This window comes from Sphingomonas sp., assembly GCF_024508665.1.
Taxonomy (GTDB): domain Bacteria; phylum Pseudomonadota; class Alphaproteobacteria; order Sphingomonadales; family Sphingomonadaceae; genus Sphingomonas.
The window spans coordinates 78618-100001 of the sequence record NZ_JANINP010000007.1 but is presented as its reverse complement, the minus strand read 5'-3'; the positions used below and the strand labels follow the sequence as shown (position 1 = coordinate 100001).

Genomic DNA, 21384 nt, shown 5'->3' with positions numbered 1-21384 from the left:
GGGGATGGGCGATGCGGGGACGCGTGCTGGGTTGGGATAACACTGTCAGCCAGGGACAGATTTCGGGCGAGGACGGACAGCGTTACACCTTCACACGGCCCGATTGGCGCGAAACCTATTGGCCCGCGCGCGGCCAGGTCGTCGATTTCGAGGCCAATACCGACCGAGCCGGCAATATCTATGTCCTGCAAGGTTCGGGCGTTGCCGGGGTGGCGCCCAAGGACAAGGTCGCGGCGGCATTGCTCGCCTTTTTCCTGGGCTGTTTCGGCGCGCATAAATTCTACCTCAACAAGACCGGCGCGGCGGTGACGATGCTGTTATGCGGGACGATCGGCTGGTTGCTGATCCTGCCCGGCCTGATCACCGCTACGATCGCCTTCATCGAATTCATCATTTACCTCGTGATCGACGATGCCGAATTCCAGCGGCGCTATGTCCAGGGCAATCAGTCGTGGTTCTGAACGCGTGAAGGCCGTCTTGCCCGCCTTGGCGCGGCCCCTGCTCGAGCCGCAATTACCGGCCGGGCTGGACGTAGCGTGGTTCGCATCGCCGGCCGAGGCCAATACGATGATCGCCGACGCCGACATCGCCTGGGTCGATATGCAGCCGACCAGCCTGACGGCGGAAGCGATCCGGCATGGCGAGCGGCTGAAATGGGTGTCGACCATTTATGCCGGGCTCGATGCCTTTCCGCTCGACCGGATGCGCGAGCGCGGGACGATGCTGACCAACGGCGTCGGGATCAACGCGCTCGCGGTCGCCGAATATGCGGTGATGGGCGTGCTGGCCGCGGCCAAGCGCTTCGACGAAGTGGTCCGCGCGCAGGACCGCCACGAATGGCCGAAGGACGCGCCAGGCAAGGTCGAGTTGTTCGAAACCCGCGCGCTGATCGTCGGCATGGGCGCGATCGGCACATTGATCGCGACGCGACTGGAGGCGTTCGGCGTCGAGGTCACCGGCGTCACCCGATCGGGCCGCGACGGCACGCTGACGCCCGACCAATGGCAGGAACGGCTCGGCGATTTCGACTGGGTCATCCTCGCCGCGCCCTCGACCGATGAGACCAAGGCGATGGTCGGCGCGGCCGAACTCGCACGGATGAAGCCGTCGGCCTGGCTGATCAATATCGCGCGCGGCGACATGATCGACGAGGAAGCGCTGCTGGCCGCGCTCCATGGGCGCACAATCGCCGGCGCGTTCCTCGATCCCACGCATCCCGAGCCGCTGCCGGCCGATCATCCCTTATGGTCGGCGCCCAATTGCATCGTCACGATGCACCTGTCGGGCCGCAGCCAGACCAAGATGTTCCCGCGCGCCGCGGCACTGTTCCTGCGCAACCTCGACGCGTTTCTGAATGATCGGCCGATGGAAAATGTGGTCGACCTGGTGCTGGGCTATTGAAGGTTCAGCGTCCGACTTCGCTGATGAACAGGTCGTAGTCGCGGATATAGTCGTCGGCGTCATAGGTGTGCGACGCCGCGACCAGCAACACGCCGTCCGGGGTAAAATCGTATTGCGTCCCCCATGTCATCGGCGCGAGGTACAAGCCGATCGTCGGATCATCGAGCCGAATCTCGGCGCGCGTCGCGCCATCGTCGATCGACACTGCCAGTGCACCGTGCGCCGCGATCAAAAACTGTTCGCAGGCGCGATGCGCGTGTTCGCCGCGGATGCTGTTTCCCGGCACGTCGTTGACCAGGAATAACCGCTGCGGGGTAAACGGGACGCCCTTGCCCGCCTCGAGCGGCACCAAGCTCCCACGCGGATCGACGAAGTGCGGCAACCGCTCGACGAAGCAGCCCTTTACCGGAAGATCGAGCCTCGACCCGATGGCCTGACCCAGCGTCTCGCCCCGAACCATCCTGTCGGAATCAGGCCGTGCCTCGACCTGCTTTATCACCCTTGCCGGATTACCGACCACCGTCGCATGGGCCGGAACGTCCCTCGTCACTACCGCGCCCGCCCCGACCATCGCCCCGCGGCCGATGCGGATACCGGGCAGGATCGTCGCATTGGCACCGATCGACGCGCCGTCGCCGATCACCGTTTCGGCGAAAGTCTCGGGATATTGCTTCGATCTCGGGTGAAGGTCGTTGGTGAAGGTCGCGTTCGGGCCGATGAATACGTTGTCGCCGACGCGTAGTCCGTCCCACAATTGAACGCCGCATTTGATCGTGACGGCATCGCCGACGACGACGTCATTCTCGATGAAGACATGATCGCAGACATTACAGTCGCGACCGATCCGGGCGCCGGGCAATATATGCGCGAACGCCCAGACGCGCGTGCCGCTGCCCACGTGCGTGCTTTCGCACAACCCTGCCGGATGAACGAAAGGAGGTGCGTCGCCGGTCATAGATCTTTCCCGCCACCATCGACGATCCGCGCGACGATGCGCAGCGGACGCCGCTTGGTATTCTCGAAGGTCCGCCACAGATAGGAGCCGATGATACCCTGCACCGCTAGCACCGCGGACCCGAAAAACGTGATCAGCAAGGCCAGCGTCGTATAGCCCGGTTCGGTGATCTCTCCCGTGAGCCGCGCGATCGCCACGCCGATGCCGAACACCAGGCTGATCAGCACGCCGATGACGCCGACCCAAAGCACCAGGATGATCGGCAAGTCGGTGAAGGAGAAGATACTGTCCATCATGTAGCGCAATCGGCGGCCTACTCCCCACGCGCTGGTGCCGATCTCACGCGGGCGGCGCTCATAGGTGACGAACGATCGACGGAAACCGATCCAGAACAGTTGCGCGATCAACGAACTGTTTGGCTCCTCGATCGCGAGCAGTTCCTCGCGCGCCGCAAGATTGCAGGCGAAAATGTCCACCCCGCCGCGCGGCACGCCCGATATCACCAGCTTGCGATACAGCCACCAGAAGGTGCGCGACAAGGCATCCCGCACCGGTGCATCGTTTCGCTTCACGCGCTGCCCGAATACGATATCGCATTCGTCGGCTTCCAGCGCCTCGAAGAACCGAACGATCAACTCGGGCGGCTCCTGCAAATCGGCCGCCATTACGGCGAACAGCCGACCGGACGCATGTTCGAGCCCCGTCCGGATCGCGGTAAACGACCCGAAATTGCGGCTGTGGAAGATAAGGCGCGAGGGAAAGGACAGGCCCGGTTGCGCGCGGGCCAGCACTTCACCCGAGGCGTCGGGCGAACCGTCGATCACGAAGACGACCTCGAGATCGCCGCCCAGCGCGCGATGGAGTTCGGTCAATGCCGCCAGCAGCGGCGGAATGTTGAGCTCGTTGAGATAGACCGGGATGACCAGCGAGCGCGACGGTGCCGCCGGCGGCACATGATTGGCGGGGATCGCGCTCATGCCGAATAGGATCCTAGGGCGTCACCCACCTGTGCGATCTCGTCGTCGGTCATTTCCGGGAAGCAGGGCACGCTCAAGATCCGCTTGACCGACTTGCGGCTTACGGTGAGCCCGCGCGGGCCGATCCGCTGATCGCAGTCCTCCCAGCCGGTCTGCTCGCAGTCGAGGATCGGGAAGTGGATATCGGTCGCCACGCCGCGTTCCTTGAGATGCGCGGCCAGTCGATCGCGCTCGTCGGTCAATAGTACGGCAAGATGGTCGACGGTGCCATGGGGGCTCGATACCAATTGGACGCCGTCGCCTAGCATCGCCGCATATCGACCGACGATCTCCCGCCGTCGCTGATTGTCGGCTTCGACATGGGGAAGCAGTGCCGATAAGAAAGCCGCCTGCAATTCGTCGAGCCGAGAATTGCGACCGCCATGCGTCTCCACATCGTATTTGTTGCCCCAGCCATACATGCGCAGCCGCGCAACCCGCGCGGCAAGCTGGGCATCATCGGTCACGATCGCACCGCCATCCCCCAGCGCGCCGAGATTCTTGGTCGGATAGAAACTGAACGTCGCCAGATCACCGAACGCGCCCGCGCCGGCGCCGCATCCCCTGAGCCCGTGCGCCTGGGCGCAATCCTCGATGATCGGGACGTCGCCAAAGCCGGCGGCCTGCAGCGCGGCCCGCAAGCGAGGTACGTCGACCAGCCCGCCATAAAGGTGCGTGACGACGACTGCGCCGGTCGCCGGACCGACCGCGGCCACTGCGTGGTCGATATCGATCAGCTGCGATCGCTCCACGATATCGACATAGACCGGGACCAGCCCGATCAACCGGCATGCGGTTGTCGTGTAGCCGCCGGCATTGGCGACGGTCACGATCTCGCGCCGCGTCGGGTCGGTGGCCAGACAACGCAGGGCGACCTCCAGCGCGTCGCTGCCGTTCGCCACGCCAACGCAATGCGCGACGCCCGTCGCGGCCGCGAACTCACGGCAGAAAGCGGCGGTGCGCGGCCCGTTGATCCAATAGCCCGACGCCAACACGTCGAGCGCGATCCGCGACAGTTCGGCCTCATGCCGCGCGTAACGCCTGCGCAAATCGTTCATTGGTACCGACTTCATCGGGCAACTCCAGGCGGGCTGTTCGGCTCGTCGAGCGCCGCGGCCGCCCCGACGCCGCGGCGGCTGAACCGCGCGATTGTCGCGCCATAGCCGAATGCGGCCAAAACGATCAGACACGGCCAAGTCTCGATCACGTAGCGCGATTCCATCACCGCGCTCGCGTAAATCAGATTGAGGGCGAACATCTCCGCCCCGCGGCCGAGCAACGCCGCCAATGACAGGATGCCGAGACCCTGCGGCCAATCGACGATGGTGCCGAGAGCGAAACGCGACGCAAGGACCCGTCGCATCAGGACCCACGATCCAATCAGCGCAAAAAGGCTCAGGACGACCTTGAGAAGCAAGACGGTGACCGCCACCAATCGCGATACGAGAGGCGGGGGCGACAGGCCGAAGATAGCGGTGAGCGCTACGCCGCCATCCGGATTGCCCCACAATTGTGCCGTCCGCGCGGCCGGTACTGTGACCAACGCCTGCAAGGGCCGCGCGGTGCGCAGCCGCCCGGCGACCGCCGCAAAGCGCGCGTCCACCGCCGGCGTGTAGCCGCCCGTCTGCCATTCGCGGAGTATAATAGCGACATCGGCGCGAGCGGCATCGTTGACAAAGGCGCGCGCCGGATAATTCTCCACGGCGAACCCGCGCCAACCCGCATCGTCCTCGGGAAAGGCGAAATCGTGGAACTCGTTCGGGGTCAGCAGCCACGCACGGGTCCAGGTGAAATAGCCCGGTTTGGCGGCATTGGGGTTGTCCTTCGCGCTCGCGACGACGTACCGCGCGTCGCCCTGGCCGGCATATTGCAGCGCCATCATGCCGAGGATCGGGGCCGCGAACAGGACCAGCGCGACCGCGCCGCCCGCAACCATTGCCCGCCCCCTCCGTAACAGGACGAGCAGGCACCAGGGCACGATCAGCATCAGCGCGAGCGGAAGCAGGTCGATCCGCAGGAACGCGGCGATCCCCAAGAGCAGCCCACCCCAAGCGAGCCGCCACAATGCGCCATCGATCGCGGCGGTCGCCAGTAAGTACAGCCCGACGAACAGCCCGAACGTCGCGAGCGAATCGGGAACGACGAAATTGCTCCAGGAGGCAGTGATCGGCTGCAGCGCGATGACGGCGAGGCCGATGACGAAGGCCCAGCGTTCGCGCGGCCCTACCATGCGGTAGAATTGCATCAGCAGCGCGACCAGGCCGAGGTCGAACAGCACTTGCACCACATGCATCGCCTCTGCGATCGGCTGGCCCAGCCGCCGGCTTGGCACCGCATTCCAGATCGCGTCGTGTCCGAGCGAGGCGATCACCGGCGCGAGCAAAACCGAAAAGGACCGCGACTGCGCGGTGGCCGGTGGCATCTGTCCATGCTGGAGGAAATGCTGGGCGGCGCCGACGTACAGAAAGCCGTCGCCATTCAGGATGCCGGGACCGATCAGCAGGATCACGGCGCGCAAAGCGAGCAAACCCAGGAACAGGACGAGCCAGCTGCGCCTGCCGATTTCGGGCAGCGCGGCGCCGGGACGCGCGCCGCTCACTTGAACACCAGGAAACGCATCAGCACGAAAGTCAGGCTGACGGTCACCGGCAGGCAGGCGAGTTGCGCCAGCAACGGGCTGACGCCGACCCTCTGCCAAAGCGCGAGCATCGCCACGTTCACGACATAGGTCAGCACATAGACCCCGACGAACCGCGGCAACCGGGTGGGATCGCGGCTGTCGAATACCAGGCGGCCGAACGTGAAGAAATTGAAGATCACCCCGATCACCATCGCGATCGCCAGCGCGACGCCACTCGGCAGACCAGCAAGCACTCCTGCCGCGAAGATGGCGTAACCAAAGGCGGTGTTGAGCACGCCGACCGCGACGAAGCGCACGATTTGCCGGATATCGGCTCTGCCGATCGACAGGCGGGACATGCCTACATCGCCATTATCCTGGGACATGCTATCTGGTTCCGGGGTTAGATAGAGGCGTGGGCAGCGACGATACGGGCGAGCTAATTGCCGAACTTCGCAACGCCATCCATGTGGCCGCCGTGCCGGACGAGCAGCGGGCAGCGCAAGCACCGGAATGGCATGGTGAATCGTCCTCCGTCTCGGGCGTTGGCTTCCTGCGACGGCGGGTAGAGCCAATCTGCGGCCCGCGCAACGTCCCGCATGACGTTGCGGCGCGCGGTTTTGCGCGCATCCGAGGGCGGACTGCCGATCAGCTTGTATCTGCCTTCCTCGCCCGATATCGCGCGCCATATGAAGGGAATCATTCTTGCGGGGGGTTCGGGCTCCCGGCTGTATCCCGCCACATTGGCCGTCTCGAAACAGATGCTGCCGGTGTTCGACAAGCCGATGATCTATCATCCGATCTCCACGCTGATGATCGGCGGCATCCGCGATATCCTGATTATCTCGACCCCGCGCGATCTGCCGCTGTTCCGGCAATTGCTCGGGGACGGTTCGGCGTTCGGCATCAATCTCGATTATGCCGAGCAGCCACAGCCAAACGGCCTGGCCGAAGCATTCATCATCGGCGCCGATTTCGTCGCCGGCGGCCCGGCGGCGTTGATCCTGGGCGACAATATCTTTCACGGTTCCGGGCTCGGTGCCTTGTGCAAATCGGCCAGCGAGCGCGAGAGTGGCGCAACCGTGTTCGCCTATCAGGTCGAGGACCCCGAGCGCTACGGCGTGGTCGCCTTCGACCCGACCACCAAACGCGCCACCAGCATCGAGGAGAAGCCGGCCAGGCCGCAATCGCGTTGGGCAGTGACCGGGCTCTATTATTACGACAGCGACATCACCGAGATCGCACGATCGATCCGCCCCTCCGCGCGCGGTGAACTCGAAATCACCGACGTCAACACGGTCTATCTCGAACGTGGCGACTTGTCGGTCGTGCAACTCGGTCGCGGCTATGCCTGGCTCGATACGGGGACGCACGACAGCCTGCACGACGCCGGGTCGTTCGTGCGGACGATCGAGCACCGCCAGGGCATCAAGATCGCCTGTCCGGAGGAGATTGCGTTCGACATGGGCTGGATCGATGCCGACGCGATGCTGAAGCGCGCGGACCTGCTCGGCAAGACCGACTATGCGTCCTATCTTCGCCGCCGCGCGAGCACCGACTGGTGAGAACCGTTCTCGTCACCGGTGGCGCCGGGTTCATCGGATCGGCGGTGGTGCGGCTGCTGGTCGGCACCGGCACGCGCGTCGTCAATCTCGACAAGCTGACCTATGCGGGCAACCTCGCCTCGCTGTCCTCGATCGCCGACGCTCCCAATTATCGGTTCGTCCAGGGCGATATCGCCGATCGCGACCTGGTCGGCGCCTTGCTCCGCGAGGAGAATGTCGATGGCGTGATGCATCTCGCCGCCGAGAGCCATGTCGACCGCTCGATCGACGGCCCGGAAATCTTCGTCGTCACCAACGTACTCGGGACCGTTCGGCTGCTGGCATCGGTGACGGAATATTGGCAGGGCCTGGCCGCCGATCGACGAGAAACCTTCCGGTTCCACCACATCTCGACCGACGAGGTGTTCGGCGACCTTCCCTTCGATAGCGGCGTGTTCACCGAGACTACGCCTTATGCGCCGTCGTCGCCTTATTCGGCGTCGAAGGCCGCGTCGGATCATTTCGTCCGCGCCTGGCACGAAACCTATGGGCTGCCGGTCGTACTGTCGAACTGCTCGAACAATTACGGGCCGTTCCACTTTCCCGAAAAGCTGATCCCTCTGACCGTCCTCAACGCGATCGACCGCAAGCCGCTGCCGGTTTACGGCCGGGGCGAGAATGTCCGCGACTGGCTGCACGTCGAGGATCATGCCCGCGCGCTCGAATTGGTGCTGACCAAGGGGCGCATCGGCGAAAGCTACAATATCGGCGGACGCGAGGAGCGTACCAACCTGCAAGTTGTCGAAACGATCTGCGACCTGGTCGATGCGCGGCTGGGCACGGACGGCCATCCGCCGCGACGATCGCTGATCACTTTCGTCACCGACCGTCCGGGGCACGATCGCCGCTACGCGATCGACCCTGACAAGGCCGAACGCGAATTGGGCTGGCGCGCGCAGCACGACTTCGCCAGCGGGCTAGCGCAGACGGTCGACTGGTATCTCGCCAATCATTGGTGGTGGGAGCCGATCCGCAGCGGACGCTATGCCGGCGAGCGACTAGGGCGCGGCTGACCCTCGACCAGCTCACACCGGTGCAGTTTGCCCTGCCACTTCTTCGAATGCGTCGAGGATGGTCGGGATCAGCGCGTCGGGCAGATTGTGACCCATGCCGGGCACCTCGGTGATCCGCGCGCCGGGAATCGCCGCCGCGGTATCGCGTCCGCATTCGACCAGGACCAAGGGGTCGTCGGTACCGTGGATCACCATCGTCGGCGCCGTGATGCTCGCGATGGTCGCCCGCCGGTCGCCGTTCGCCACCACCGCGGCGAGCTGCCGCCCCGGCCCCGCCGGATAGTTCATACGTTCGAAATCGCGTTCGACGCGGGCGCGGATCGTGGCTTCATCGCTCGGATAGGCAGGGCTGCCGATAACCAAGTCGGTCCGCACGCCATGCGCGATCACCGCGTCACGCTCGCCGCTGGTCGGGCGCGACATCAGGACCGCCATGGCCTCGGGCTTGGATGGCGGCAGATTGGGATTGCCGGTCGACGACATGATCGAGGTCAGCGACAATATGCGGTCAGGATATTCCGCTGCGACGAGTTGCGCGATCATGCCGCCCATCGATGCTCCCATGACGTGGGCGCGCTCGATGTCGAGCGCGTCGAGCAGACCGACCGCGTCCGCCGCCATATCGTTGAGCGTATAGGGCACGTCCGGCTTCTGCCCGATCATCATCGCGCCGATCAGTGCGGGCAGCTCGGGGACCGGCGCGCCATCGAATTTGGTCGACAGGCCGATGTCGCGATTGTCGTAGCGGATCACGAAATAACCCCGCGCGGCGAGTTGCTCGACGAATGGCAGCGGCCAGCGCGTCAGCTGCGCGGCCAGGCCCATGATCAGCAGCACCGGCGGATCGGTCGGCTCGCCGAACGTCTCATATTCGATCTCGATGCCGTTCGCCTGGGCCTTCATCCGGTTTTCCTCTCTGCGTTCGACGTCATCATATGCGCATCGATCACCGCGTCGATGGTCTTGTCGTCGACATGCAATTGACCATCGATGATCAGCATGGCGAGACCATGTGCCACCGACCAGGATTGCAGCGCGAAGATGCGCGGCTCCATCTCGGGCGGGGCAAGCTTCGCAGCGTTCTCCATTAGAAAACGCATCGCATTGTCGGGGGAGTCGGCGAGCTCGACCACTTTGCCGGTCGGCGGGTTGGCAAAGATCAGGCGAAACAATGCGGTATGGAGCAGCGCAAAGCGGACATAGGCGGCCCCGGTAGCGTTGAACCCCGCGACTCCGCCGCCCGCGGCATCATAGGCGGCGTGCTGTACGTGACTCAGCATCGCGAGCCCTTCGGCGGCAAGCGCGGCCATCAGCGCCGCCTTGTCGGGAAAGTGGCGGTAGACGGCAGTCGCGCTGACCCCGACGCCGCGCGCCACTTCGCGTAGCGACAATTCCTCGGCGTCGCGATCGGCGAGCAGGCGCAACCCCTCGGCGATCAGCGCCGCACGCAGATCGCCATGATGATAGGAGGTTTTGGCCTTCGCCCCCCGCTCCGTCACGTCACGTCCCAAAACATGTTGACACTGTTACCATAGCTTTTATGTTGACGCCATAAACATCGAGTCGGAGACCAGTCATGGCGAGCGTGATCGAAAATGCAATCCGGGGCACCGTCACCAAGGGCATCGGCGTGGTCGCCGAGTTCAACCGCAAGCGCATGCCCGAGCAGGATCATCCGTTCCTGACCGGCATCCACCGGCCGATGGACAGCGAAATCACGCTGGAAGACCTCACCGTTACCGGAACAATCCCCCTCGAACTCGACGGCCGCTATCTGCGCATCGGGCCCAACCCGGCAAAGCCCGAGGCCAAGGGCTATCATTGGTTCACCGGGGACGGCATGGTCCACGGCATCGCGCTCCGCGAAGGCAAGGCTTTATGGTATCGCAACCGCTGGATCCGATCGAAAATGGTCGAGGCGGAGACGGGCATGAAGCATGCCCCGGGACCTCGCCACGGCGGGTTCGACACGGTCAACACCAACGTGCTCGGCATCGCCGGCCGCACCTGGGCATTGGTTGAGGCGGGAAGCTATCCGGTCGAACTCTCGGACACGCTGGACGAACAGACCTATAATCCGTTCGACGACACGCTGGCCGGCAGTTTCACCGCGCATCCCCACCTCGACCCCAAGACTGGCGAGCACCATGCCATATGCTACGAAGCAACGGACCCCGATGCGGTGCGCCACGTGGTGCTGTCGCCCGAGGGCAAGGTGACCCGCGAACTGAGCATCCAGGTCAAGCACGGCCCATCGATCCACGATTGCGCGATTACCGATCGTTATGCGCTGATCCTCGACCTGCCGGTCACCTTTTCGATGAAGTCGCTGATCGGCGGCCACCGTTTCCCCTATCGCTGGAACCCCGAGCACCAGGCGCGGGTCGGCCTGCTGCCGCGCGCCGGCCAGGCGGAAGACATCGTCTGGGTCGATTGTCCGCAGGTCTACATCTTCCACGTCGCCAACGCCTACGACACGCCCGACGGCAAGGTCGTGCTGGACGCCTGCGTCTATGACACGATGTTCGCCGAGGCGACCGGCGGGCCGTCGGGAACGTCGCTGGGGCTGGAGCGCTGGACGATCGATCCGGTGGCCAAGACGATCGAACGCCGCACGATCGATGCGGCGCCGCAGGAATTTCCCCGTCCCGACGAACGCTTTTTCGGCCAGCCCTATCGCTATGCCTATACGATGGCGCTGCCCGAGGGCGACTTTGCGATCAGTGCGACCCGGCTCTACAAGCACGATCTCGAAGCCGGCACACGCGAGGTCCACGAGTTCGGCGAAGGCCGTTATCCGGGTGAATTCGTGTTCGTTCCGCGTAGCGATGATGCGCCGGAAGGCGACGGCTGGATGGTCGGGCTGGTGATCGATCTGCCGCAAGAGACGACCGATCTGGTGATCCTGGACGCGACGCGGTTCGCTGAGCCGCCCGTCGCCAGCATCCGCATCCCGCACCGAGTACCGCCGGGCTTCCACGGCAATTGGGTAGCGAATGGCTAAGGTTGCGGGGATGCACGACCGAGTCCTGCTCGGTCCTCTGCGCCGACCCGGATGCGTTCAAGATGCCGGTTGCGCCCCGGATGCCCAGCAATAGCAGCGGGTTGCAACCGGGATAAAAATGATGTCGTATTCCCCGGAAGTCACGATCCGGGGGGACGATAGATGTGGCGCGCGCTAGCAATCATCGCAGTAGCATTCCTGATTGAAGGGCCGGTACCGGCGGCATCGCTCAATCAGAACCTTTTCAACAATTTCGTCGCGATGAAACTTCCACAACGCGAGATCCCGGTGGGAGCGAAATGGCTGCCTGGCATCGGACCGACAGGACCTGGCGCCGACGTGGACAATTTGGTGACGAGTCAGAGTGTTTCCAACGAGGTCATCACCTCCACGCTGAAGCGCCAATTGGCCTTTTCGATCGGAACGTTTCTTGGGCTCGACGCCAATAGATCGCAAACGCTCGATGCCACCTTTGCCAATCTGGCCATCGTCCGGGTGAGCGATCTTACCAAGATCCGCACAGTGCGCGCGGGCGATCAGCTCCTCTATCTGGCGATCAAGGCGAGCAAGATATCGATCAAGACCGACACCGGCAGCGCCGCCAGCCTCAAAGCCGGTGCCGAGCGCAGGGACGTGCCAGTCACGCTGACGGCGTCCGGCGGCAACACATCGGTGGTGACCTTGGACGGGAGCGACCTGTTCATTGCCTACCAAGTGCTTCAGCTCGGCAAGCCGCAGGTCCGCCAGACGATCGTGCCGCACCAGGGTGGCGAGGAGATTTTGCTCGGCAAGTATCGATTCCGGTTCTGCCAGTGCGCCCCGGGAAATCCCGTGACGGTCGAATGGGGAAATCTCGGCGATGTCGGGACCGATGGTGTTATCGTCACCAAGCGCATTACCTTTCATCCTGTCACGGAGCGTCTGAACGAATATCCTCTGGATTCAGATTTTTCCGGAAACACCATCACCGCGGCGCGAGTCCGTTTCCTCTATCGTGCGACGCAAAACTGCAGTCCGCTTGGAAGCGTGACCACCCCGGCGGGAGTTCCGACACGCATCTGCGGGCCGATCAAGTTCCCCAAGGCCGATAACAAGATCGTCCTGACCACCACGTCATTCGCGCTCTCTCCGGTCGCTCGGCCCGAAGGACCATTCTGACGAAGGAGTGCCGCGGCCCCACGGTGCGCTTTCCAGGTCTTGGGATTATCTGCTCGCTCGCGACAACCAGATTTCTGTTCGCAGCAGCCCTGATAGGCGCCGAGAGGTCTGTTTAGACAATCACTCGAGCTGCAGCCTCAATTTTCGCAACAAGCGCGCGAGTTCCGCGCGTTCGGTTCGATCGAGCCCGCCCACCGTCCGTTCGGCCCCGCCGAAATGGGAGGCGATCGCTTCGTCGATCAGGCGCACGCCCTGGTCGGTGAGCATAGCCACGAGCGAGCGGCGATCGGCCTCGTCCGAGACTCGGGAAATCAGTCCGCGCTGCTCCAGCCTGTTGAGACATGCCGTCATCGCGCCGGACGTGAGCAGCACGGACTTTCTGAGCGCCGTCGGGCTCAAGCGATAAGGCGCACCCGATCGCCGCAACGTGGCGAGAACGTCGAGCTCGGTATAGCCGATTCCAAACGCGCGCAGCCGCTCGCCCGCCTGCGCCTGAAGCAGCCCGCCAAGGTGCAACAGGCGGCCGACGACCGCCATCGCCGACACGTCGAGATCCGGCCGCTCGTGCGCCCAGTCACGGAGCAACTGATCGACGATGTCCTCGTCGGCGCGGACCGGTGTTTGCTCAGCCATAAGCAACAATCTTTATATCAAGTATCTTGACATAAAGGTATATTTCGGAGAGCAATCGACTGCAAGCCATCCGTGGAGACTAGCATGCGCTCGATTCGAAGGCTCGCATTCTTGCCGTTGGCACTGTTATTTCATGTGACGCCCGCTTCGGCACAGCAGGCTACGGGCGATCGGATCGTGATCGAGCAGCGAACCGTGAAGCTCTCAAGCGGGGAGACCGTCCGCTATGAGATCGGCACGCTGTATGTGCCCGAGAATCGCAGCAAACCGGCGAGCCGCCGGATCGGCATCGGCTTCGCACGGATCAAGGCGCCGCGGCCGACCGGTGCGCCGCCAGTTTTCTGGCTTCCCGGCGGTCCCGGTTTGAGCGTGCTCGGCTCCTTCACCGACAATGGGGACGCAGCACGGAGCCGGCTACGGTCGTGGCTGACCTTCGGCGCAGCCGGCGACCTCGTCGTGATCGAGCAACGCGGCTATACCAGCCGCGGGGAGATGCTCGTCGAAACGGCCGACGCTTCCCCGCTCGACAAGCCTGCCTCGGTCCAGGCCGATGCGCGCGCCATGCAGGCGCTCGCCCGTAGGGCGGTCACGCATAATCCCGACAAGGATCTGTCCGGCTATACGATCGAAGCTTTCGCAGCGGACGTTGACGATCTCCGGCGGGCGCTCGGCTACGACAAGATCAGCCTGTTCGGCGGCAGTTTCGGCTCGCAATGGTCGCTCGCCGTGATGCGTTTCCATCCCGAGATCGTCGCTCGCGCCGTGCTCTCTTCGGTCGAACCGCTGAACAACGGGTTCGACATGCCGTCACACGTTTTCGCCGCGCTCCAGCGTATCGCCTATGACGCCGATCGCGATCCAGGCCTCGCCCCCTACCTCCCCAAAGGCGGGATGATGGCGGCGGTACGCGCCCTGCAGCGGCGCTTCGCCGCGAAGCCGATCCGCGTGGCGATCCCTGACTATGCCGGCAAGGAGCAGACGGTCGTGCTCGGCGCGGAAGATTTGCAGCTCGCTCTTTTGGCGCATACCGACGAAGCGGAGCATTGGCCGGCCTTCATCCTGTCGCTTTATTACGGCCATTACGACGCATGGGCCCGCCAGACGATAGAAGACCGGCGTGCGGGGCCCGTCAAACTGATCGGCCCGCTGGCGGACAGCAGCCTGGGCGTCACGTCGGATCGTGAACATCAGATGCGGACCGATCCCGCCGTGGGCCTGCTGGGTAGCTGGAATTTCGAGGCGAACCTGGCGTCGGCACCCGACTGGCCGACCCCCGACATGGGCGACGCTGTGCGGCGCCCACGCGTTACATCGATCCCGGTCGTCTTCGTGCACGGCGATTGGGATACGTCGACCCCGATCGAAAATACCCTCGGCCTGCTACCCTATTTCCCCAATGGCCATGCCATCCTGGTGCACCGGGCCGGCCATGACGGCACCTTTTACCAGTTGCGCGAGAACACCGCTGCCAAGCAGGCGATCTACGATTTCCTGCGGACCGGAGAGACACGGGGGCTGCCGACAGACGCGTCACTGGCTGCACCCAGGTTCGAAATCCCCGGCTTTGCGCCGCCGAAATAGACGGCGGGATCCCTCCCGCGCCTGCTTTAGAGTGAAGCTGCCTTACCAGCGCCATCCAAGAGTGAATGCCGCTGCGCCGACGGTTCGCGCCCCACGGGTCCATTGGTTGAGATAGCCGATCTCGACGCCGACCCGTTTGGTCAGCGGCACGCCGAACCCCATGAAGTTGCGCGCGCGGTCATAGCCGCCGCGCTGGCCGGCGCCGCCGCCTAAATTGACGAAGCTCTCGTGGCTGGCGAGCAGGTTCAGTTTGCCGGCAACAGGCAAGGTCAACCGGACGAACGGCCTGATCCGCACGCCCGTCCCGCTCGATCCGTCGCGCCAGCGTTCCTCGACGCGCAGCCGTGCGCCGATGGCGAGCGGACCGATCGCAGCGATGTGATCGACACTGAAGTCTTGACGCGCACGCTGTTCGATCGCCGCGCCACCGCCACGATAGACGATGTCGCGGACATAGCCCGCGGCCAGCGTCGAATGCTCGAAGCGAAACCCGATCATCGCGCTATTCTCGCTCTCGTAGAGGCCGCCTTCGTCGTCACGGCCGAACCGTTCGATCGTCTCTACGCCGAGCTCCACCCGGCCGGCGATGGGACCGCGGGCGTTGGCGCCGAGCCACACCTGCGCGTCATCGGCCTCTGCCGCCGAAGGCAGCATCATGAATACGAAGGCGCCGATCGCCGCATGACATTTCCATGACATTTTTGTGTCATGGCAGAAGTGATCGCCACATGCATCCCTGCGCGACAGGCAGTCGCAATCAGGCCGCCGCGGCGATCCTCAAGCCTTGGGCGGAGAACGATCGGAAAGTGATCGACCACCGCGTCTCGTTCATCGGCGCGATGCTGTGTTCCCAATCGTGGCGGACTTCTCCCGACAAATGATAGAGGCCGCGGGGCTCGAGCGGCACATTGACGCGGCGCCAGCGCCCGCCCTCTTTGCGGCGGAAGCGCATCGTCGCCGGCGCGCCGAGCGAGATGCCGACGATCTGATCGTAGATCGGCCGGTCGCGGTGCCACCCAATCCCCGCGCCGGGATCGTAGCGCAGCAGCAGCGCCTGAACGAGCGCGTCGGGGGCCAGCCCAGCGGCGGCAGCGGCGCGATCGCGGATCGGCAACAGCCAGTCGGGCATCGGCGCACCACGGCCGAGTTCGCCCGACCGGAAATCATATTGCCAGCAGAAACTGTGGGTGAGGCGCTTGCCGGTCCATTGCTGAAATTGGAATGGAGTGAGCTCGATGGCGCCGATCGCGGCAATTACCGCGCCTTCCTCCGCCGGGGTGAGGAAGTCGGCACGGCTGCGCGGGCCGGGGATAGACGGCATGTCGAACAGATCGGTGGTCACGGTTACGATATGTGAACAATCGGAGAACATGCAAGGCGGGTTGGGACCAGGGCCTCGTGGCTCTTCGTCACCCTTCCCGGTTTCCCCGATGACCTGAATCAGCGCTGACTCCTTTTCGCCAGACGCCCCAACGGACGAGATGTCCGGAAGGATCGCGGCGGGCATGAAGCAGCGCGATCAGCGTGATCGACTTTTCCTTTGTTGCGGCATCGGGCGTTTCGGCGCATGGGACTTGCCCGTTTTACCCGAGAAGAAGTGACGATCATGGCCGCCAAATGGGCCCCCGACAGCTGGACCAATTACGAAGCACGCCAGTTGCCCAATTATCCCGACGCCGCCGCGCTGGCCGCCGCGACGAAGCAATTGGCCAGCTATCCGCCGCTGGTCTTTGCCGGAGAGGCGCGCAATCTGACCACCGATCTTGCCCGCGTGGTCGAGGGCAAGGCGTTCCTGCTTCAGGGCGGCGATTGCGCCGAGAGTTTCGCCGAATTCCATCCCAACAACATCCGCGACACGTTCCGCGTGATCCTGCAGATGGCGGTGGTGCTGACCTTCGCGTCGAAGCTGCCGGTGGTGAAGCTCGGCCGCATGGCGGGCCAGTTCGCCAAGCCGCGATCAGCCGATACCGAGACGATCGATGGCGTCGAACTGCCGAGCTATCGCGGCGACAACGTCAACGACATCGCCTTCACCCCCGAAAGCCGCATCCCCGATCCGCAGCGCATGATCCAGGGCTATTCGCAATCCGCGGCAACGCTGAACCTGCTGCGTGCATTCGCGCAGGGCGGGTACGCGAACCTGCACCAAGTGCATCGTTGGACGCACGATTTCCTCGGCTCGAGCCCCTGGGCCAAGAAATATGCCGAGACCGCCGACCGGATCGGCGAGGCGCTCGAGTTCATGGAGGCGTGCGGGATCAATCCCGACACCGTGCCCCAGCTCGGCCAGACGCAATTCTACACCAGCCACGAGGCGCTGCTGCTCCCCTTCGAGCAGGCGATGACGCGGCAGGACAGCCTGACCGGCGACTGGTACGACACCAGCGCGCATTTCCTGTGGATCGGCGACCGCACGCGGTTCGACGGATCGGCTCATGTCGAATTCCTGCGCGGGATCGGCAACCCGATCGGCGTGAAGTGCGGCCCGAGCCTGGAGCCCGACGTGCTGCTGCGCATGCTTGATACGCTCAACCCGGGCCGCGTGCCCGGGCGCATGACGCTGATCACACGCTATGGCCATGACAAGATCGAAGCCGGGCTGCCCAAATTGGTCCGCGCGGTGAAGCGCGAGGGCCATCCGGTGATCTGGAGCTGCGACCCGATGCACGGCAACGTCATCAAGGCCGCCAATGGCTACAAGACGCGCCCGTTCGATCGCATCCTGGCCGAGGTGCGCGGCTTCTTCGCCGTGCACCGCGCCGAAGGCACGTTCGCCGGCGGCATCCATGCCGAGATGACCGGACAGAACGTCACCGAATGCACCGGCGGCGCGGTCGATGTGACCGAGCAGAGCCTGGCCGACCGCTATCACACGCATTGCGATCCGCGATTGAACGCCGGACAGAGCCTGGAGCTTGCGTTCCTGCTCGCCGAGATGCTGAATGACGAACTGAGGCAACGGCGGGCGGAGGCGGCTTAGCCCGTCGTCGGCCGCCGGCGCGCCTTCGACTTCCCTTCCCGATCTGAACGCAAGGGCGCGGCGACAATCGTTATTCCTGACGGTTGCCGCTGCCGATTTCTTGCTGGTCCGGACCAGTCGCGTCGGTTAGGCTGTCCCCTAGGAGATGTTGCGATAACGCGCGCGATGGCCTGGGCTTCCCGGCCAACGTCCGCCATGTCGAAGTGTCGATAAGGGGGTTCGAAAATGCCAGACAACAATCCAGGCGCGGACGTCGATGTCACCAAGGCCTGGCGCGCGTCGCAGGGTCAGCAATCCGCCGCCAAGCGCCTTCGTCTTTTCGCGATACTCGCCTGGGTCGTCGCGATCGGCGGCGAGATCGCCGGAATTGTTCTGCTCCGTCAGCACAAGTTCGACCACGGCAACCTCGGGCTCCTGATCGGCATCCTGGTCGGGATCGCCATCTTCGCGATTGCCGGCAATTTGATGTGGAAGTCGGCCAACAAGCAGGACCCCGCCCTCGCCGCCGACAAGGCCAAGTTCTTCTTCCAGAACCAGCTCGGCGCGATCATCACCCTGATCGCCTTCCTGCCGCTGGTCGTCCTGATCTTCATGGACAAGGACATGGATCCGAAGAACAAGAAGATCGCCGGCGGGATCGGTGCCGTGCTGGCGGTGATCGCCACTTTGGTCGGGGTGAGCTTCAAGCCGCCGTCGGTCGAGCAATATACGCAAGACATGAACCAATGCGCCGCGCAGATCAAAGCCGGCCAGCCCACCACCGCCTGCTCCCCCGAGGTCGCCGATCAGGCGAAGGACATCGCCCGGGACTCGAGCACGGTGGCCGAAGCAACCAAGGACGCCGCCCACCCGGCCGGCCAGGACCTGGTCTACTGGATCGCGCCGGAGAACGGCGCCAAGAAGTCGGCGACGCCGCACGTCTTCCACTTGTGTCAGGGCGTGAGCCCGCTGCGCGGCAAGACCGTAAACAGCGGCTCGGTGACCGAAGCCTATGCTGAAAACGCCACCCGCATCACCAAGCAGATCCCGATGGAACAGAAACAATGCGGGATCGCTGCCGCCAAATAGCGGACCGATGTCGAGGGCGGCCCGGTTTCCATACGATAACCGGGCCACCCATCGCATCGAGCGATTTGCCGGGGATCAGACGAGCCTGATCGTGAACTCGACCTCGTCGCTGAACGGCATCGACATATAGCCGTTGGCGATCGTGCCGACCCGGTCGAGATATTCAGGGCAATAATCGGCATTGTCGGCGATCAGGATCGCACCCGGCCGCAACCGGCTCTCCACCCGATCGAGGATATCCGGATAGAGCGCCTTGGCCCCGTCGAGCAGCACCAGGTCGATCGCCTCGGGCAGGTCGACGGCCAGCGTTTCCAGCGCATCGCCTTCGCGGAACTCGACCAGGTCGGCGAGCCCCGCTTCGACAAGATTGGCCTTTGCCGTCGCCAGCTTGCCGGGCTCGAACTCGCTCGTGATCAGCCGTCCGCCGCCATTGTCGCGGAGCGCTGACGCCAAGTGGATTGTCGATAGACCGAACGACGTGCCGAACTCGACGATCGAACGGGCATTGGTCGCCCGTGCCAGCATGTAGAGCAGCCCGCCGACCTCGCGCGATACCGGCAATGCGAAGTCGCTGAGCTTGGCATAGAAATCGCGATAATCGGTCTTGCTGCGCATCATTCGGCCTTGCTCTTCGCGGGTTACGCCAGCGAAAAGCGGGCTGTGTGCCGGCGAATTGGCATCGGCCTCGGCGAACAGGCGCGCGAGAAGAGGCGCCACAGGGGCGCGCGAAAGCGTGGTCATCAGGGGTTTTCTCCATGTGCGGACAGGGCCTTGCCTGCCGGACTAGAAAATACGACTAGTTCGTCAGTTTTGACTATTCGCATTGGCAGGAAGCCCGCATGACCGCCGCCCGCAGCACCGCTATCACCTCGCGCAAACAGCCTCAGCAGGCACGCTCGAACCAGTTGGTCGAGGCCGTGCTCGACGCGGCTGTTCAGGTTTTGATGAGAGAAGGTGCGCGGCGTTTCACCACCGCCCGAGTCGCCGAGCGGGCCGGCGTGAGTGTCGGCTCGCTGTACCAATATTTCCCCAACAAGGCCTCGATATTGTTCCGTCTGCAGAGCGACGAGTGGCAGCGAACGTCGGCTCTGCTGCGCAGCATCCTCGAGGATCAAGCCACCGCGCCGCCCGCCCGACTGCGCCGACTGGTCCATGCCTTCGTCCGGTCGGAATGCGAGGAAGCGGCGATCCGCATCGCCTTGAGCGACGCGGCACCGCTTTACCGCGATGCGCCGGAAGCGATCGCGGCGAAGAAGGAAAACGCCCACATTTTCCGGACGTTCCTGCGGGAAGCCCTGCCCGACATGCCCGACGACAAGCGCAGTCTTGCAGGGGATCTGATCAAGATGACGCTCAGCGGCGTGGGCAGCAGCTTTTCCGAAACGCCGCGAACGGAGACGGAGATCGTCCTCTGGTCGGACGCGCTGGCCGATATGCTCTGTGCCTATGTCGAACGAATGACGCGGGCGTCGGAGCCAGGCCCTGACCTATCGGCGCCGGCCCCACCGCATAGGGTCGGCACCTGATGTCATGATCGATCAGTTTGCGACGCTGCCGCCCGGTTTCAGCGCGAACCGCCGCTGGCCACCGCCTGGCCCAGCAGGAGCGGAAACACCGTCTCGATCGGCTTGGTATCGGGCAGGATATAGACGTAGCCGCCCTTCTTCCGGAACAACGGCTGGACGCTCTTGCTGTAGAAGGTTGAGGGCACGTTGATGCAGCCGAAGGTGATCCGGTGGTCACCCGGGGCGGGCGACGCCATGCGCTCGCGGCGGCGTTCCTTCGGATTGTATCCGACCGGGATCGGGTGAAGCGCGACCGACGTCGCGTAATCGACCCACAACACCTTCTGCCGTCCCGCGGCGATACCGTATTTGGCCAGGAAACGCCCCGCCGGGGTCGTCTTCTCGGCCGGACCGATCTCGGCCAGGTTCTTGCTGCCGATACCCGGGGTCGCCTCGTCGCCGACAGCCACGCCGACCAGCACCGGCGCCTTGGCGACCGCTTGTCCCGTCGCGTCGAACAGGAACGCCGCGGCATTATTCTTGTCGATGACGATATAGGGCAATGCGCCATTGTCGCCCGATGCCGCGACCCAGTCGATCACCCGTGTCGCCGCCGCCGACTGGGTCAAGTCGAGCTTGACCGTGGCGCTCGCCCGCGGGGCAGGTTTCTTGGCGGATTTCGCCGCCGGCGGCCGTGAGTGCTTCGCCGCCGGAGGGGCTTGGGGCGTCGCGACCGCCAGAGCGGCGAACGCGAGTAGGAAATCGATCATCTTTATAGGCGCCAATTACGAAACGGGCGCCGCCCCGATGATCGGGACGGCGCACGATATCGCGATATACCAGGAA

General features: G+C 64.2%; 22 protein-coding genes. 10 read left to right on the top strand and 12 right to left on the bottom strand.

What is annotated here, in order from left to right; genetic code table 11:
• Positions 1-11: 11 nt before the first annotated feature.
• Together Q0L25_RS15575 and Q0L25_RS15570 are read left to right on the top strand one after the other, a co-directional pair.
• On the top strand, positions 12-461 hold the full coding sequence (locus Q0L25_RS15575; RefSeq protein WP_296615881.1) for a TM2 domain-containing protein: 450 nt from the start codon (positions 12-14) through the stop codon (positions 459-461).
• A 4-nt stretch (positions 462-465) separates the two neighbouring features.
• Positions 466-1401 (top strand): D-2-hydroxyacid dehydrogenase, encoded by a 936-nt coding sequence (locus tag Q0L25_RS15570; protein WP_296615879.1) that lies wholly within the window; start codon positions 466-468, stop codon positions 1399-1401.
• 4 nt (positions 1402-1405) lie between these two features.
• Here the strand turns inward: Q0L25_RS15570 and Q0L25_RS15565 are convergent, their stop codons facing one another.
• Genes Q0L25_RS15565 through Q0L25_RS15545 form a run of 5 tightly spaced genes read right to left on the bottom strand, consistent with a single transcriptional unit; the run spans position 1406 to position 6351 of the window.
• Complete coding sequence (locus Q0L25_RS15565) at positions 1406-2356, bottom strand: WxcM-like domain-containing protein (protein ID WP_296615877.1); 951 nt, start codon at positions 2354-2356, stop codon at positions 1406-1408.
• On the bottom strand, positions 2353-3333 hold the full coding sequence (locus tag Q0L25_RS15560) for a glycosyltransferase family 2 protein (RefSeq protein ID WP_296615876.1): 981 nt from the start codon (positions 3331-3333) through the stop codon (positions 2353-2355). The genes Q0L25_RS15565 and Q0L25_RS15560 overlap by 4 nt, the downstream gene beginning before the upstream one ends.
• On the bottom strand, positions 3330-4445 hold the full coding sequence (locus tag Q0L25_RS15555) for a DegT/DnrJ/EryC1/StrS family aminotransferase (protein ID WP_296615874.1): 1116 nt from the start codon (positions 4443-4445) through the stop codon (positions 3330-3332). Before Q0L25_RS15555 ends, Q0L25_RS15560 begins: the two co-directional genes overlap by 4 nt.
• Positions 4442-5971: a hypothetical protein gene (locus tag Q0L25_RS15550; protein WP_296615871.1), complete on the bottom strand. Its 1530-nt coding sequence runs from the start codon at positions 5969-5971 to the stop codon at positions 4442-4444. Before Q0L25_RS15550 ends, Q0L25_RS15555 begins: the two co-directional genes overlap by 4 nt.
• Positions 5968-6351, bottom strand: a complete 384-nt coding sequence (locus Q0L25_RS15545) for a GtrA family protein (protein ID WP_296615870.1) — start codon at positions 6349-6351, stop codon at positions 5968-5970. The genes Q0L25_RS15550 and Q0L25_RS15545 overlap by 4 nt, the downstream gene beginning before the upstream one ends.
• Positions 6352-6681: 330 nt before the next feature.
• Between Q0L25_RS15545 and rfbA the strand changes: the two genes are divergently transcribed.
• Together rfbA and rfbB are read left to right on the top strand one after the other, a co-directional pair.
• Positions 6682-7557, top strand: coding sequence for a glucose-1-phosphate thymidylyltransferase RfbA (rfbA, locus tag Q0L25_RS15540; RefSeq protein ID WP_296615868.1), 876 nt, complete (start codon positions 6682-6684; stop codon positions 7555-7557).
• Positions 7551-8609, top strand: coding sequence for a dTDP-glucose 4,6-dehydratase (gene rfbB, locus Q0L25_RS15535; RefSeq protein WP_367184189.1), 1059 nt, complete (start codon positions 7551-7553; stop codon positions 8607-8609). The genes rfbA and rfbB overlap by 7 nt, the downstream gene beginning before the upstream one ends.
• A gap of 12 nt (positions 8610-8621) precedes the next feature.
• Here the strand turns inward: rfbB and Q0L25_RS15530 are convergent, their stop codons facing one another.
• Together Q0L25_RS15530 and Q0L25_RS15525 are read right to left on the bottom strand one after the other, a co-directional pair.
• Entirely contained in the window at positions 8622-9512 is an 891-nt protein-coding gene (locus tag Q0L25_RS15530; protein WP_296615864.1) for an alpha/beta hydrolase, read from the bottom strand.
• Positions 9509-10108 (bottom strand): TetR/AcrR family transcriptional regulator, encoded by a 600-nt coding sequence (locus Q0L25_RS15525; RefSeq protein WP_296615862.1) that lies wholly within the window; start codon positions 10106-10108, stop codon positions 9509-9511. Before Q0L25_RS15525 ends, Q0L25_RS15530 begins: the two co-directional genes overlap by 4 nt.
• Before the next feature lie 77 nt (positions 10109-10185).
• Here Q0L25_RS15525 and Q0L25_RS15520 point away from each other — a divergent pair, with 77 nt between their 5' ends.
• Together Q0L25_RS15520 and Q0L25_RS15515 are read left to right on the top strand one after the other, a co-directional pair.
• The gene (locus Q0L25_RS15520) at positions 10186-11613 is read left to right on the top strand and encodes a carotenoid oxygenase family protein (RefSeq protein WP_296615861.1); all 1428 of its coding nucleotides are present in this window, start codon (positions 10186-10188) and stop codon (positions 11611-11613) included.
• Between the two features lie 162 nt (positions 11614-11775).
• Positions 11776-12771, top strand: a complete 996-nt coding sequence (locus Q0L25_RS15515; protein ID WP_296615859.1) for a hypothetical protein — start codon at positions 11776-11778, stop codon at positions 12769-12771.
• A 120-nt stretch (positions 12772-12891) separates the two neighbouring features.
• Here Q0L25_RS15515 and Q0L25_RS15510 read toward each other — a convergent pair whose 3' ends face one another.
• Positions 12892-13404, bottom strand: coding sequence for a MarR family transcriptional regulator (locus tag Q0L25_RS15510; RefSeq protein WP_296615858.1), 513 nt, complete (start codon positions 13402-13404; stop codon positions 12892-12894).
• Positions 13405-13539: 135 nt separating this feature from the next.
• Between Q0L25_RS15510 and Q0L25_RS15505 the strand changes: the two genes are divergently transcribed.
• Positions 13540-14985 (top strand): alpha/beta fold hydrolase, encoded by a 1446-nt coding sequence (locus tag Q0L25_RS15505; protein ID WP_296615856.1) that lies wholly within the window; start codon positions 13540-13542, stop codon positions 14983-14985.
• A gap of 42 nt (positions 14986-15027) precedes the next feature.
• Here Q0L25_RS15505 and Q0L25_RS15500 read toward each other — a convergent pair whose 3' ends face one another.
• Both Q0L25_RS15500 and Q0L25_RS15495 read right to left on the bottom strand, forming a co-directional pair.
• The gene (locus Q0L25_RS15500; protein WP_296615855.1) at positions 15028-15684 is read right to left on the bottom strand and encodes a DUF2490 domain-containing protein; all 657 of its coding nucleotides are present in this window, start codon (positions 15682-15684) and stop codon (positions 15028-15030) included.
• A gap of 58 nt (positions 15685-15742) precedes the next feature.
• Positions 15743-16327, bottom strand: a complete 585-nt coding sequence (locus Q0L25_RS15495) for an alpha-ketoglutarate-dependent dioxygenase AlkB (RefSeq protein WP_296615853.1) — start codon at positions 16325-16327, stop codon at positions 15743-15745.
• 264 nt (positions 16328-16591) lie between these two features.
• Between Q0L25_RS15495 and Q0L25_RS15490 the strand changes: the two genes are divergently transcribed.
• Both Q0L25_RS15490 and Q0L25_RS15485 read left to right on the top strand, forming a co-directional pair.
• Positions 16592-17965: a class II 3-deoxy-7-phosphoheptulonate synthase gene (locus Q0L25_RS15490; RefSeq protein WP_296617769.1), complete on the top strand. Its 1374-nt coding sequence runs from the start codon at positions 16592-16594 to the stop codon at positions 17963-17965.
• A 225-nt stretch (positions 17966-18190) separates the two neighbouring features.
• Positions 18191-19033, top strand: a complete 843-nt coding sequence (locus tag Q0L25_RS15485; RefSeq protein WP_296615851.1) for a hypothetical protein — start codon at positions 18191-18193, stop codon at positions 19031-19033.
• A 75-nt stretch (positions 19034-19108) separates the two neighbouring features.
• Here the strand turns inward: Q0L25_RS15485 and Q0L25_RS15480 are convergent, their stop codons facing one another.
• Positions 19109-19774 carry an O-methyltransferase gene (locus tag Q0L25_RS15480; protein ID WP_296615850.1) on the bottom strand — a complete coding sequence of 222 codons (666 nt, stop codon included), beginning with the start codon at positions 19772-19774 and terminating at the stop codon, positions 19109-19111.
• A 98-nt stretch (positions 19775-19872) separates the two neighbouring features.
• Here Q0L25_RS15480 and Q0L25_RS15475 point away from each other — a divergent pair, with 98 nt between their 5' ends.
• A complete protein-coding gene (locus Q0L25_RS15475; protein WP_296615848.1) occupies positions 19873-20559 on the top strand; it encodes a TetR family transcriptional regulator in 687 nt (228 codons plus the stop codon).
• Positions 20560-20597: 38 nt separating this feature from the next.
• Here Q0L25_RS15475 and Q0L25_RS15470 read toward each other — a convergent pair whose 3' ends face one another.
• A complete protein-coding gene (locus Q0L25_RS15470) occupies positions 20598-21308 on the bottom strand; it encodes a hypothetical protein (protein ID WP_296615847.1) in 711 nt (236 codons plus the stop codon).
• Positions 21309-21384 lie beyond the last annotated feature (76 nt).